General features: G+C 68.6%; 12 protein-coding genes and 1 pseudogene. 7 read left to right on the forward strand and 6 right to left on the reverse strand.

Annotated elements, in window-relative coordinates:
- Positions 1-141 precede the first annotated feature (141 nt).
- A pseudogene (locus ACZ63D_RS33640) lies at positions 142-720 on the reverse strand (polysaccharide deacetylase family protein); the annotation flags it as partial.
- 178 nt (positions 721-898) lie between these two features.
- Entirely contained in the window at positions 899-1,360 is a 462-nt protein-coding gene (locus tag ACZ63D_RS33645) for a CGNR zinc finger domain-containing protein (protein ID WP_465358344.1), read from the reverse strand.
- Positions 1,361-1,460: 100 nt separating this feature from the next.
- Here ACZ63D_RS33645 and ACZ63D_RS33650 point away from each other — a divergent pair, with 100 nt between their 5' ends.
- Both ACZ63D_RS33650 and ACZ63D_RS33655 read left to right on the forward strand, forming a co-directional pair.
- Complete coding sequence (locus ACZ63D_RS33650) at positions 1,461-2,318, forward strand: alpha/beta fold hydrolase (protein WP_465358482.1); 858 nt, start codon at positions 1,461-1,463, stop codon at positions 2,316-2,318.
- A gap of 59 nt (positions 2,319-2,377) precedes the next feature.
- The gene (locus ACZ63D_RS33655) at positions 2,378-3,379 is read left to right on the forward strand and encodes a hypothetical protein (RefSeq protein WP_465358345.1); all 1,002 of its coding nucleotides are present in this window, start codon (positions 2,378-2,380) and stop codon (positions 3,377-3,379) included.
- A gap of 1 nt (position 3,380) precedes the next feature.
- Here ACZ63D_RS33655 and ddaH read toward each other — a convergent pair whose 3' ends face one another.
- Positions 3,381-4,226: a dimethylargininase gene (gene ddaH / locus ACZ63D_RS33660; protein WP_465358346.1), complete on the reverse strand. Its 846-nt coding sequence runs from the start codon at positions 4,224-4,226 to the stop codon at positions 3,381-3,383.
- 74 nt (positions 4,227-4,300) lie between these two features.
- Here ddaH and ACZ63D_RS33665 point away from each other — a divergent pair, with 74 nt between their 5' ends.
- The 4 genes from ACZ63D_RS33665 (at position 4,301) to ACZ63D_RS33680 (ending at position 8,827) form a co-directional block, all read left to right on the forward strand.
- A complete protein-coding gene (locus tag ACZ63D_RS33665) occupies positions 4,301-4,744 on the forward strand; it encodes an Lrp/AsnC family transcriptional regulator (protein ID WP_037712217.1) in 444 nt (147 codons plus the stop codon).
- A gap of 50 nt (positions 4,745-4,794) precedes the next feature.
- A complete protein-coding gene (locus tag ACZ63D_RS33670; RefSeq protein WP_465358347.1) occupies positions 4,795-5,556 on the forward strand; it encodes an enoyl-CoA hydratase in 762 nt (253 codons plus the stop codon).
- Positions 5,557-5,843: 287 nt separating this feature from the next.
- Entirely contained in the window at positions 5,844-7,766 is a 1,923-nt protein-coding gene (locus ACZ63D_RS33675; RefSeq protein WP_465358348.1) for a 2-oxoacid:acceptor oxidoreductase subunit alpha, read from the forward strand.
- A complete protein-coding gene (locus tag ACZ63D_RS33680) occupies positions 7,763-8,827 on the forward strand; it encodes a 2-oxoacid:ferredoxin oxidoreductase subunit beta (RefSeq protein WP_465358349.1) in 1,065 nt (354 codons plus the stop codon). Before ACZ63D_RS33675 ends, ACZ63D_RS33680 begins: the two co-directional genes overlap by 4 nt.
- A 62-nt stretch (positions 8,828-8,889) precedes the next feature.
- On the opposite strand, the gene ACZ63D_RS33685 is transcribed toward ACZ63D_RS33680, so the two are convergent.
- Positions 8,890-10,266, reverse strand: coding sequence for a LapA family protein (locus ACZ63D_RS33685; protein WP_465358350.1), 1,377 nt, complete (start codon positions 10,264-10,266; stop codon positions 8,890-8,892).
- A 12-nt stretch (positions 10,267-10,278) separates the two neighbouring features.
- Positions 10,279-11,316, reverse strand: a complete 1,038-nt coding sequence (locus tag ACZ63D_RS33690; RefSeq protein ID WP_465358351.1) for a polyprenyl synthetase family protein — start codon at positions 11,314-11,316, stop codon at positions 10,279-10,281.
- A 260-nt stretch (positions 11,317-11,576) separates the two neighbouring features.
- On the opposite strand from ACZ63D_RS33690, the gene ACZ63D_RS33695 reads away from it, so the two are divergent.
- A complete protein-coding gene (locus ACZ63D_RS33695; protein WP_465358352.1) occupies positions 11,577-12,227 on the forward strand; it encodes a hypothetical protein in 651 nt (216 codons plus the stop codon).
- Between the two features lie 256 nt (positions 12,228-12,483).
- Here the strand turns inward: ACZ63D_RS33695 and nuoN are convergent, their stop codons facing one another.
- The gene (gene nuoN / locus ACZ63D_RS33700) at positions 12,484-14,055 is read right to left on the reverse strand and encodes an NADH-quinone oxidoreductase subunit NuoN (RefSeq protein ID WP_465358483.1); all 1,572 of its coding nucleotides are present in this window, start codon (positions 14,053-14,055) and stop codon (positions 12,484-12,486) included.
- Position 14,056: the final 1 nt, after the last annotated feature.

The following is a 14,056-nucleotide window of genomic DNA, read 5'->3' on the forward strand; positions in this document are numbered from 1 at the left end:
AGTCCGGGAAGGGCTCGTTGCGGGAAGCCAAGTCCGGGAAGGAGTCCTTGCCAGACCGGAGGCGGGCGAATTACCGCCCGGGCCGGGAAGCCCAGCGTCCGGCGAAGCGACGCGTCCGGCGAAGCGACGCGGACGCTGGCTCACCGCTTCCGCCCAGCGTGGGTTCAGGTCCGACCGGATCTCCGTCCGGGACCGCACCAGCGCCGCCCCGCGCACCCCGCCGACGTTCGCGTACACGCGGGTCGCGCCCGCGTCGCGCAAATGCGTCAGCACCCGGCGGCCGAACCGGCCCTCGGGCAGGGAAAACCGCCGCACCGGAGCCCCGCTCAGCTGCTCCAGCAACCGCGGTGCCTCGTCCAGCTCCCGGCGCACCGCGAACGGACCGTTCAGCCGCCGCCAGTCGAGCCGGTCCCAGCCGTGCGACCCGACGTGCATCCCCGCGTCCACCAGCTGCCGCAGCCCGTCGCGGTCCACGTACCCGCGCTCGCCGACCCGGCCGGCCAGCGGGAAGAACTCGGCGTAAAGCCCGCGCTCGACCAGCCGGGGCAGCGCGATCTCGACATCCGAGGCGTTCCCGTCGTCGAAAGTGAGCTGTGCGTCGCTGCCCGAAACGACGTCCAAGAGCGCGTCGAACTGCTCCACGGTGATCCACCGCTCGTCCTCGCCGGGATCGAGGGTTCGCTGGGGCTTCCCAATGCCGTGCACCGCAAAGGTGATCATCCGCGCCTCCCGTCCGACGTACCGTACCCGATTAATCGGATTCGCAAACGGAGTAGTTACCGGCGCTGAACCCATGGTCAGCAGTGAATTTCCAGCACAGGGAAAGCACTCCCGCAGGAAAATCGGAATACGTCCACACTTGTAGACAACGGTCAGCTTCACACTTTTGGGTGAAGATTCAATGATTTCGCTGATAGTGCCGCCGCACCTTCTCGCGATTGCCGCAGGCCGCCATCGAGCACCAGCGCGCCCGATTCGCCCGGCTGCGATCGAGCAGGAACAGCTGGCACTCGTCATTGGCGCAGGCGCGCAACCGCCCGGGAAGATCCTTCTCGATCGCGGCCCAGTCCAGCACCGCCTCCACCGCCAACCGGGCATGCGGCGGGGTCTCGACCGACCAGCGAAGCCCGTCCGCGGAAACCTCCGGAACCTGACGCACCCCGTCGAACAGCGGACGCAACACCACCGGCGAGCTGTCCCCGCGCACGACGTCTCGCAGCAGGTCCCGCGCCTGCCGCAGCAACTCCAGCTCCGCGACACTCCCGTCGCCGCCGTGCTCCCGCGCCCATCGCCGGTCGAGCGCGTCGGCTTCCTCGCCGTTGACCAGCGGCCTGCTGTTGAGCAGGGCAAGCACGTCCATCGAAGCTCCCTAACCAGATTGAACCCTTTGACAGGTTAGCTCGAACGTGCTTCGCTGGCGAACACCTAACCGGATCAAATCGCTAAAGGGGTTAGCCGTGATCCACCACCGCACGACCGCCGTCGACGGCCACCGGCTCTTCTACCGCGAGGCCGGTCCTGCCGACGCGCCCGCGATCGTCCTGCTGCACGGGTATCCGACCAGCTCGTACATGTTCCGGAACCTCATCCCGCTGCTGGCCGACCGCTACCACGTCATCGCGCCGGACCACCTCGGCTTCGGCCACTCCGCCGCCCCCGCGGCCGACGAGTTCGACTACACCTTCGACGCCCTCGCCGACCTCACGTCCGGCCTGCTCGACCAACTCGGCCTAGACCGCTACGCCGTGTACGTCCAGGACTACGGCGCCCCGATCGCCTGGCGGCTCGCGCTCAACCACCCCGACCGAATCTCGGCGATCGTCACCCAGAACGGCAACGGTTACGAGGAAGGCTTCGTCGACGAGTTCTGGGCCGGACTCTGGGCGTACGGCGCGAACCCCGGCCCCGATACCGAACCAGCCGTCCGCGCCGCGCTGAGCTACGACGCCATCCGCTGGCAGTACCTGCACGGCGTCCCCGACCCGAGCCTGGTCGACCCGGACACCTGGGAGCACGACCACGCCCAGGTCTCCCGCCCCGGCAACGACGAAATCCAGCTCGCGCTGTTCCGCGACTACCAGCACAACCGCCCGCTCTACCCGCGGCTGCACGAATTCCTGCGCACCCACGACGTCCCGGTGCTCGCCGTGTGGGGCCGCAACGACGAGATCTTCGCCCCAGCCGGTGCGGAAGCCTTTGCCCGCGACGCCAAGGACACCGAGGTACACCTGATCGACGGCGGCCACTTCCTGCTGGAAAGCCACCTCGACGTCGTCGCGGGCTACCTGCGCGGGTTCCTCGGGCGAGTACTGAGGTAAGCATAAATACCGACCCGGATCCTTGGCACAGCCCGGAAAATCGTCAGGTGCTCGGCCTAGTGAAAACTCGCCCGCGGTTGCTCGCCGCGATCGTCGCCGTCGTCGTCCTCGGCACCGGCGCGGTGCTGGCCCTGACGAACCGCTCGGCCGACGAGACCGCGTCCAGCGCCGCCGCGACGAGCAGCCCGGCGGCCGCGCCGAGCGTTAGCCCGCCCAGCAGCACCGTCAAACCCGCTCCGCTCGACCCGGCTGGCTACCAGAAGCTCCTCACCGACCTCGGCGCGTCGATCACCCCGGCCGTCCAGCAGCTCGGACAGGCGACCACCGCCAGCGCCCTCCGGGACGCGGGAACAGCTCTCAGCGACGCGCTCAACCAGGCCGTCCGCCAGCTCGACGCCGCCACGCCCCCGGACGCCGTCCGCGCCGCCAACCGGGACCTGCTCACTGACCTCAACGTGGTCAGCGCCAACGCCCTCCCGAAGGTCATCGCCCCGACGTTCGACAACAAACTGTGCGGCGCCCTTTCCGCCATGGCGATACTGAGCCGCGACCCAGCCGTCGCCGGTCTGCGCGACAGCCTCGCGAAACTGGCGACCGCCGACCCGGCCCACCCCTATCGCCTCGACCCGCTGTTCCCCGGCCCGCAGCCGGAACCGAACCGAAGCCTCGCGAACGAAACGGTCATTACCGGCGCGGGCAGCGGCAAGAACAGCATCTCGGTCAAGAACGTCTCCGGCACCGACCAGGCGGTGACGCTGGCTGACGGCACGCGCCCGGTATTCACGGTGTACGTCAAGGCCGGGGCCACCGCTTCCGCGGGCGGCATCGCGGACGGCCACTACACCGCCTACAGCACCGGCGGCACCGACTGGGACGCCGCGACCGGCCGGTTCACCCGCGACTGCTCCTTCTCGAAATTCGGCGTCCCGGCCTGGCTCAAGGAAAACGGGTACACCTACACCAACCTCGAGCTCACCGTGCACAAGATCGACCCGGCCGCGCTCCCCTCCGGGCCGTTCCCGGAGCAGAGCGCGATCGACCAGACGGAGTACCCCCACTGACCTACTTGCGGATCTCCAGCGTGCAGCACTTCGGCCCGCCGCCAGCCTTGCGCAGCTCCGAAATGTCCACGTACACCGGCTCATACCCGCGCTCCGCCAACCGAGCGCCGAGATCCGTCGCTTCCACCGGCAGCACCACGTTGCGGCCGTCGGACACCCCGTTCAGTCCGAAGCACTCGGCGTCGGCCGCGGTGGCGAGGACGGCGTCCGGGAACATCCGGCGCAGCACGCGTTGCGAACCCGGCGAAAACGCGTCCGGGTAGTAGACGACCTGCGCGGTCGTCGTGTCGGTCGCTTCGGCCAGCACGAACAGCGCGGTGTCCAGGTGGTAGTAGCGCGGGTCGACCAGCTGCAGCGACACGACCGGGACGCCGAGCACCTCCTGTGCCTCGGCGTGCGCGGCCGGGTCGGTGCGGAAGCCGGTGCCGGCCAGCAGCAGCCGTCCGGTCCAGGCGAAATCGCCCTCGGCCTCGTTGATCTTCTCCGGCATGGTCAGGTCGCGGTAGCCGTGTTCGAGGAACCAGCGGCGGAAGTGCTCGGCCTCGGCGGTGCGCTGCGGAGCGCGGAAGCGCGAGCCGAGCACGCGCCCGTCCACGACGGTGCCCGAGTTGGCCGCGAACACCATGTCCGGAAGGCCGGGTTGCGGGTCGATTTCCTCGACGGTGTGGCCGAGGCGGAGATAGGTGTCGCGCAGCTCGGTCCACTGCGCGACGGCGACGTCCGCGCTGACCGGCTTCGAGGGGTCCATCCAGGGGTTGATCGCGTAGTCGACGGCGAAGTAACGCGGCGGGCACATCAGGTAACGGCGGGGTGTGGGCACCCGCGGCGGCACAACCTCTCCCTGCATGCAACCAGGCTAAGGTGGACCTAATCTCGCAATCAATCGCTGTTCAGTGCGCACCTGCGTGCTAAACATTGCGTGTGAACACCATCGACCAGCGAATCGTTTCCTGCCTGGTGGCCAATGCCCGCTCCAGCTACGCGGAGATCGGCAAGGTGGTCGGACTGTCCGCCCCGGCGGTGAAGCGGCGCGTGGACCGACTGCTGGAAACGGGCGTGCTGCGCGGGTTCACCGCGGTCGTCGACCCGGAGGCGCTCGGCTGGGGCACCGAGGCGTTCGTCGAGGTGCACTGTCAGGGCAACGTCACGCCCGGCCGGATCCGCGCCCGGCTCGAACCGCTGACCGAGGTGGTCGCCGCGTACACGGTGTCCGGTGCGGCAGACGCGATCGTGCACCTGCGCGCCGCCGACATCCACCACCTGGAGACCGCGCTGGAACGGCTGCGCGGGCTCGAAATCATCGACCGCACCGTCTCGACGGTCGTGTTGTCCCGGCTGCTGGAACGCCCGCCGACGCCTTCCTGAGTGACGGTTCTAACCGGCTTGACCACCACGCGCCTGCGATGCTGAGCGCCATGACCGACCGCATTCACAGCGAGCACGACCAGGGCGTCGCGCTGCTCACCGTCGACGCCCCGAAGAGCCGCAACGCGCTCACCCTCGACCTCTCCGCCGAGCTGGCCGCGGCGGTCGCGCGCGCCGAAGCCGACGAGAGCGTGCACGCGGTGATCGTTACTGGCGCACCCCCGGCGTTCTGCGCGGGCGCGGACCTCACCGCGCTCGGCGAGGCCGACGCCGAAGGACTGCGCTCGGTATACGCGGGCTTCCTCGCTGTCGCGTCCTGCAGCTTGCCGACAATCGCCGCGGTCGGCGGGGCCGCCGTCGGTGCTGGTCTGAACCTCGCCCTGGCCGCCGACGTCCGCCTCGTGGGGCCGCACGCCAAATTCATCCCGCGGTTCCTCGAACTGGGGTTGCATCCCGGCGGCGGCATGACCTGGATGTCGCAACGAATCCTCGGTCCGCAGCGGGCGTCCGCGATGGCGTTGTTCGGCGAAACCCTTACCGCGGAATCCGCTGTGGAGGCCGGGTTCGCACTGCGCTTAATCGAAGGCGACCACGACGCATTGGTCCAGGCCGCCCGCGACCTCGCCGCCCCGACGGTCGCCGCGCCGCGCGAGGTCGTGCTGTCCACCAAGCGGACTATGCGGCAGACGAGCGTCCTGTCCGAACACTCCGCGGCGGTCGACGCCGAACTCACTCCGCAGCTGGAATCGCTGGCCGCACCGGCATTCGCGGAGCGGCTGGCGGCGATGAAGGCCCGCATCAGCGGCCGCTGAGCCGGTCCGCGCACAAATTCCCACATTCCGGGAACCCTCAACCTGGAGCAAACTGCTGGTCAGTGTCGCACCCGCGGCAAGAGACGCGCGTCACTCCGGACCGCGGCACCAGACGCCCTACGATCGAGGGCACCCCCGGCGGGCATTCGGTCTGCACACCCCACACTTGAGCCGGACTCGGGCCGAGGCCAAGGCTCGGCGAGTAACCTCGGAAGCAGGCCTCGGCGGGCTCCCCGGGGAGCCGACCCGGGCCCGCAGCACGCCGGGAGAGAGGGATTCCCTGACCCATGAGCACCAGTGCGAACGGCAGCGCGGCCGGGAACGGCGCGCTGACCGCGTCCCGGTCCACCGAGGTGAACAAGCTGGACCGGGTGGTCATCCGGTTTGCCGGCGACTCGGGCGACGGGATGCAGCTGACCGGCGACCGGTTCACCTCGGAGGCGGCGGCGTTCGGGAACGACCTGTCGACCATGCCGAACTTCCCTGCCGAGATCCGGGCGCCACAGGGCACCATCCCCGGCGTCTCGTCCTTTCAGGTGCACTTCGCCGACTACGACATCCTCACCCCGGGCGACCGGCCGGACGTGCTCGTCGCGATGAACCCCGCCGCGCTCAAGGCGAACGTGCGGGACGTCCCGCACGGCGGGACGATCATCCTCAACACCGACGAGTTCTCCAAGCGGAACCTGGTCAAGGTCGGCTACGAGACCGACCCGCTCGAAGACGATTCGCTCTCGCCGTTCCAGGTGCACCGGGTCGCCATGTCGACGCTGACCCAGGGCGCGCTCGCCGACACCGGCCTCGGCAAGAAGGACGCCGAACGCTGCAAGAACATGTTCGCGCTCGGCCTGCTGTCCTGGATGTACCACCGGCCGACCGAGGGCACCGAACGCTTCCTGCGCGAGAAGTTCGCGAAGAAGCCGGACATCGCCGAGGCGAACATCCTTGCCTTCCGGGCAGGCTGGAACTACGGCGAGACCACCGAATCGTTCGCGACCACCTTCGAGGTCGCGCCCGCGAAGCTGGACAAGGGCACTTACCGGCAGATCACCGGCAACACCGCGCTGGCCTACGGGATCGTGGCCGCCGGACAGCAGTCCGGGCTGCAGATCCTGCTCGGCACGTACCCGATCACCCCGGCCTCGGACGTCCTGCACGAGCTGTCCAAGCACAAGAACTACGGCATCATCACCTTCCAGGCCGAGGACGAGATCGCCGGGATCGGGGCCGCGCTCGGCGCGTCCTACGGCGGGGCGCTGGGCATCACGTCCACGTCCGGGCCGGGTGTCGCGTTGAAGTCGGAGACCATCGGCCTCGGCGTGATGACCGAACTGCCGCTGGTGATCATCGACGTGCAGCGCGGCGGGCCGTCCACCGGCCTGCCGACCAAGACCGAACAGGCCGACCTGCTGCAGGCGATGTTCGGCCGCAACGGCGAATCGCCGGTGCCGATCGTCGCGCCGCTCTCGCCGGCCGACTGTTTCGACGCGGCCATCGAGGCCACCCGGATCGCGCTCAAGTACCGCACGCCGGTGCTGCTGCTGTCCGACGGCGCGATCGCCAACGGCTCGGAGCCATGGCTGGTCCCGAATGTCGAAGACCTGCCGGATCTTCGGGTGGAATTCGCGGCGGAACCCAACTCGGACAACGGATCCGGCGAGTTCTGGCCGTACGTGCGCGACCCCGAGACGCTCGCGCGGGCGTGGGCGATCCCGGGCACTCCGGGGCTGCAGCACCGCATCGGCGGGCTGGAGAAAGCCGACGGCACCGGCCACATCTCCTACGACCCGGACAACCACGACAAGATGGTGCGGTTGCGCCAGGCCAAAATCGACGGCATCGACGTGCCGGACCTGGAGGTCGACGACCCGTCCGGCGAGGCCCGCGTGCTGGCGCTGGGCTGGGGTTCGTCCTACGGCCCGATCGGCGCGGCCTGCCGCCGGGTGCGCAAGCTCGGGATGCCGATCGCGCAGGCGCACCTGCGCCACCTCAACCCGCTGCCGAAAAATCTCGGCGAGGTGCTCGCCCGCTACGACCGGGTCGTGGTCCCGGAGATGAACCTGGGCCAGCTCGCGCTGCTGCTGCGGGCGAAGTACCTGGTGGACGTGCACTCGCACACCAAGGTCGCCGGCCTGCCGTTCAAGGCCGAGGAACTGCAGAACGTGTTCGCCGACATCATCGCCAACCTCGTTCCGGAGGGCGTCAAGTGACCGCCATCGATCTCGGGCTGCCGCAATTGGGCGGCATCGACCTGGTGCCGACCACCGACGAACCGCAGAAGGCCAAGGACTACAAGTCCGACCAGGAAGTGCGCTGGTGTCCCGGCTGCGGCGACTACGTGGTGCTCAACGCCGTGCAGTCGTTCCTGCCGACGCTCGGGCTCAAGCGCGAGAACATCGTCTTCATCTCGGGCATCGGCTGCTCGTCGCGGTTCCCGTACTACCTCAACACCTACGGCATGCACTCGATCCACGGCCGCGCGCCGTCGATCGCGACCGGGCTCGCCACGACGCGCCCGGACCTGTCGGTGTGGGTCGTCACCGGCGACGGCGACGCGCTGTCCATCGGCGGCAATCACCTGATCCACGCGTTGCGGCGCAACGTGAACATCAAGATCCTGCTGTTCAACAACCGGATCTACGGGCTCACCAAGGGCCAGTACTCGCCGACGTCGGGCCAGGGCATGGTCACCAAGTCCACGCCGATGGGTTCGCTGGACACGCCGTTCAACCCGCTGTCGCTGGCGATCGGCGCGGAGGCGTCGTTCGTGGGCCGCGCGCTGGACTCCGACCGCAAGGGACTCACCGAAGTCCTTGAAGCGGCGGCGAAACACCGCGGTTCGGCGCTGGTGGAGATCTACCAGAACTGCCCGATCTTCAACGATGGCGCCTTCGATGTCTTGAAGGACAAGGACGAAGCCGCGTCCCGGCTGATCCCGCTGCGCGCGGGCGAGCCGATCCGCTTCGGCCCGGAAAGCGAGTTCGGCGTCCGCCGCGGCGACTGGGGCGGCCTGGATGTCGGCAAGGTCGCGGAAATCGGCGAGGAAAACCTGGTGGTGCACGACCCGACGATCGCGGACACGTCGTACGCCTTCGCGCTTTCCCGGCTGGGCGACCAGAACCTGAACCACGTCCCGACGGGCATCCTGCGCCAGGTCGAACGACCCACGTATGACGACGCAGCGCGGGCGCAGGTCGAGCAGGCGCGCGAGGCGCGCAAGCCGGATCTGCAGGGATTGTTGCGGGGCAAGGACACCTGGACCGTCGCTTAGTCCACTTAAGACAGCGGCCGCCACTCCCGGTTCGGGAATGGCGGCCGCTGTCTTATCTGGACTCAATGCAAGGGACGGAATCCCACCCGCTCGGCGTCAGCGGCACTGCGGAACCACACCTCAGCCACCATCTTCGGGAACTGCGGCGAATCCTCCGCGCAATACCGCAACGCCGTCACGCTCGCCTTGACCGTGAAACCCTCCGCCGGACGGCCGCCACCCGGCCGCGGCATCGCCGATCCCGGTCCGAACGGCCCCGGCGGCACCGCGTCGTCCGCGGTCTGCCGGGCAGGCGGCGGCTCCGGAGCGGCCATCGCGGCCTGGTTCGGCTGCACGGACGGCTCGAACAGCGAACCGCTGTGCCCGCCGGCGAGATCCGGTTCGCGACGCTCCACCGGACGCATTGAGGGCTGAATCGGCCGCGGCGGGTCGAAACCGCCGCGCGGGGATTCGCGGCGCTGCCGTTTCGGCAAGCCCTGGCTGCCTTCCGCGATTTCCCCGGCCTCCCCAGCGTCCTCTGTGGACTCAGCGACCGGTTCGGCGCTCGGGATCAGGTGGTCGGTCGACGAATCCTCTTCGAGGTGCCCGACCGACGATTCAGCGGGTTCCTCGAACGGCGACCGCTGCGGAGTGTCCGGCTGGCTGAACCAGGCCGGTTCCGGCTCGGTGGTCGCCCGGCCCGGTCCCGGACGGAACAGTGACACCGGCTCCGGCTCGGAAGCGGTGGTGTCCAGCGGATCCGGGTCGAGCCGTCGCTCCAAAGAGGACAAAGACTCGGCGTGCTGGCGGCTCGGCTCCTCCTCGACGGGACTGTCCGTTTCGGAGTAGTCCGCCGCGGAATCCGGTTCCGGCAGCCGGTGGTAGCCGCTGTCGTGCTCGGCCGCCGGTTCCGCGATGCGGTGGTAGCCGCTGTCGTGGTCCTCGGCCGGTTCGGCGATGCGATGCGAACCAGTGTCACGCTCGGCGGGCTGCAGGTACTCGGTGGCAGCGGCGCGGTAGGCCGAACCGGTGTCCTCCGGCGCGTTCTCGGCAGGCGCGCTGTCGAAAAGACCGTTCGCCGCTTGGTGTTCACGGGCCTCGGCCTGAGCGAACGCCTCGTCGACGTCGTCGTCCGGAGCGGCAGCCGCGGCCGGTTCCGGAGCCGTGCGGTACTCCGCGTCGTACTCGGCCTCCGGCTCGAACGCGCTCGTCGCCTGGATGACTTCCGTCGGAGCGTGCTCGCGGCGGTCTCTGGTCCAGTCCTCCGCCGGAGGCAGCACCGCGGTGCGCGCGGGCGTGCTGGCCGCGGCGCGTGCCGTGTCGGCGTGCGCGCTCGCCAGTTCCGTTTCCAGTTCGCGGACCCGCTTGTGCGCCGGACGCGCCAGCACCAGCCAGGCGAGGACCGCGCCGACGAGGAAGGCCAGCAGGCTCCAGAGCCACACCTGCCCGAAAATGGACATCTTCCGCCCCTTTTAGAACGTTCGCGCGACCAGGTAGTCGGCGACCGACTCGCAAGCGTCGCGCGCAGGGGAAGCGGGCAGCGAGGCGAGCTCGGCACGTGCTCGGGAAGCGTAGTCGGAAAGGGTTTCCCGCGCTCGTTCGAGGCCGCTGGAACGGCGCAGCAGCTCGAGTGCCTCGGCCACCAGCTCGTCGTCGGTGATCGGGCCGGCGAGCAGCTCCACGAGCCGCGGGTCGGTGTCCGGATCGGCCAGCGCGTACAGCATCGGCAGCGTACGAACGCCTTCCCGCAGGTCAGTGCCCTGCGCCTTGCCCAGCTCGACCGACGGCGAGGCGATGTCGATGACGTCGTCGGAGATCTGGAAGGCCGCGCCGATGATGTCGCCGAAGCGGCGCAGCGCCTGGATGTGCTCCTCAGCCGCGCCGGACATCATGCCGCCGAAGCGCCCGGACGTCGCGATCAGCGAACCGGTCTTCTGCGCGATGACGGTGAGGTAGTGCTCGACCGGATCGTCGCCGGGACCAGGACCCACGGTCTCCCGCATCTGCCCGCTGACCAGCTCGCCGAACGTCTCGGCGATGATCCGCGCGGCGTCCGTGCCGAGGTCGGCGACAAGCCGGGAGGCGTGCGCGAAGAGGTAGTCGCCGGTGAGGATCGCGACGGTGTTGTCCCAGCGCGAGTTGACGCTCTCCGCGCCGCGGCGCATGGTCGCCTCGTCCATCACGTCGTCGTGGTACAGCGTCGCCAGGTGCACCAGCTCGACCGCCGCGGCCGCGATCAGCACCTGCTCACCCTGCTTGGGCCCGAACTGCGCCGACAGCAGCGTGAACAGCGGACGAAAGCGTTTGCCCCCCGCTTCGACCAGGTGCAACGCGGCGTCGTGCACGGCGGGCACATCGCTTTTCACGACGTCCCGCAGCATCGTCTCGACATCCGCCAGCCCGCCCGCGATGGCGCGCAGCAACGGCTCGTCCTGGATCTGCAGCCCGACGGTCGCGCGCAGGTCCTCGACAGCGCCATCCCGGGCCGCCCCCGGAGGTGGTGAAGACACAGACACGTCGGCTCCGCTCTCTCATGGCGCTCTTCGCCAGTCGGTTACCCCCTTCAGGGTAGTGGTTGCCCCGCTGCCTGCCTTTACCCGCTGTCCTGCGGAAACGGTGACGAAGGCGACACTGCCGCCCCAGCGGCCCGCCAGGCCACGAACGGGTTGATCCGCGGTCCCGGACGGGTGATCGCCACCCGAGGACGCAACGGGCGATTCGGACCTGCGGATAGTCCTGGAGGCAGCATCAGCAGCGAGGAGACACCATCATGATCATCAAGCGCACCGCACTCACCGGGGCAGCGCTGGCCACCGCCGGTTTGCTCGCCGCTGCCGGGACCGCCTTCGCGGACAGCCCGGCCGGAATCGCCGACATCGGCAACGCGAACTTCACGAAGTCCGGCACCACGGTCTCGGTGCCCACCCAGGCCCCGTGCTCGGTAGAAGGCCCGACGAGCGGCTCCGCGCCAGCAGTGTCCCGCCCCGGCGTCACCTTCGGCGGCGGCACGTCCTCGTGCACCACGGAGGTGACGGACCCGGCGAACGACATCACCACCACGACGTCGACCGCCACCGGCAACAACTTCGAACTGTCGGCCCTGGTGAGCGCAGGCGGAAAACGCATCCGCATCTCGAGTTACACGGTGACCTGCAAGGCAACCCAAAGCGGCACCAACGCGAACTGGACCCTGAGCGGCCTGACCGGAATCACCGGCCTCCCGTCCCCCATCCCCGCGAACTACACCAAGCCGCTGACCAAATCCGACGGAACAGTCCTGGCGAACGCAGTCTTCAACATCCAAACCCTGCCCGGCGACGGAAGCATGACCCTCACCATGCTCCGCATCGACTTCACCCCCGCCTCCGGCGCAACAGGCTCAGTCACCGTAGGCCACACCGCCTGCGCCCCGACTCCTTAAACGTCCGTGAGGGGAACCCTCATTGACTCTGATTCCCTCAGGGTTCCCCTCACGGCCCTAAACCGCAGCCCGCGCACCCACCTCACCATGCACCCACACCACCCCCGCGCCCCGATACGAAGCCAAAAATGCGTTCGGCGGGTGCTTGTCAAGGCATCTTTCCCGCCTTGACAAGCACCCGCCGAACGTCATCACAATCAGCTTCGGGGTGCCCCCTCACGCCCGGGGCGCAATGTCGCCGCCAGGCGACGAGCCGCTAGGAAGCAAACCCCCCAGCCCCAGCCCAATCCAACGCAAAGGCAGGCAACACCCCAAGCACCAACGTAACCACAACACCCAACGCGATAGCCGCCGTAGTAAACCCACCCGGCACCGTCACCGTAGGCCCATCCGCAGCAGGCTCCGAGAAGTACATCAACACGATCACCCGCAAATAGAAGAACGCAGCCACCGCGCTGAACACCAACGCGACCACCACCAACGGCGCCATCCCGTCCGACAACGCCGCCGAGAACACCACGAACTTCCCGACAAACCCACTGGTCAACGGAATCCCCGCCAACGCAAGCAGCAGGAACGTAAACACCCCAGCCAGCAACGGCGACCGCTTAGCCAGCCCAGCCCAAGCGGACAGATGCGTAGCCTCCCCGCTGGAATCCCGAACCAGCGAAACCACGCCGAACGCGGCCAACGTCGTAAACCCATACGCCAGCAAGTAGAACAGCGTCCCGGACAACCCGTCCTCAGTCATCGCGATCGCACCCACGAGCAAGAATCCAGCGTGCGCCACCGACGAGTAAGCGATCATCCGCTTCACATCAGTCTGCGTCAGGCCAAGAATCGCCCCGAGCGCCATCGAAATGATGGCCACCGCCCACATAACCCCGCGCCATTCCCAGCTGGTCGAGGAAAACCCGACGCTGAGCACCCGCAGAATCGCCCCGAACGCGGCGACCTTCGTGCAAGCAGCCATAAACCCGGTAACCGGAGTAGGCGCACCCTGATAAACGTCCGGCGTCCACGTGTGGAACGGCCCCACCGAACCCTTGAACAGCAGACCCACCACCAGCAGCCCAAGACCAGCGAACAGCAACGTGTCCGACCGATCCGACCCAGCCGCAGCGTGCGCGATGTCAGCCAGCTTCACCGAGTCCGCGTAGCCGTACAGCAACGCCAGCCCGTACAGGAAGAACGCCGACGAAAACGCCCCCAACAGGAAGTACTTGACCGCGGCTTCCTGCGAGATCAGCCGACGCCGCCGCGCCAGACCGCACATCAGATACAGCGGCAGCGAAAGCACTTCCAGCGCGATGAACATCGTCAGCAGGTCATTGGCCGCGCAGAAAGTCATCATCCCGCCGAGCGCGAAGAGCGTCAGCGGGAACACTTCGGTCTGCGACGTCGTAGCCGCACTGGCCTGCGCGCGGTCCTGCACGGTGCCCGGCCGGATCGCCGCCTGCGCCACGAACGCACCACCGGGCTCGAGCTTCCGGTCCGCGATGAGGAACACCGCGCCGAGTCCGAGCAGCAGCAGCGTGCCCCACAGGAACAACGACGGCCGGTCGACCGAGATCGCGCCGGAGAACGTCGTCGTGCCTGCCTTCGTGGACGTGGAGCCGGTCGCGTAGAGGATCAGCGAAACGCCCGCGGCGAGGATCGCGACGAGGGAGATCGTGACCTGGATCCCCCACCGCGTCGCCTTCGGAGCGAACGCTTCCACCAGCACGCCGATGCAGGCGACGCCGAAGACGATCAGCATCGGCAGCACGGCCGCGTAATCGACCGAAGGCACTTCCAGCGGCGCCGCCGGCGCTTGCGCCAGGAACATG

The organism is Amycolatopsis sp. NPDC104775 (assembly GCF_055583325.1).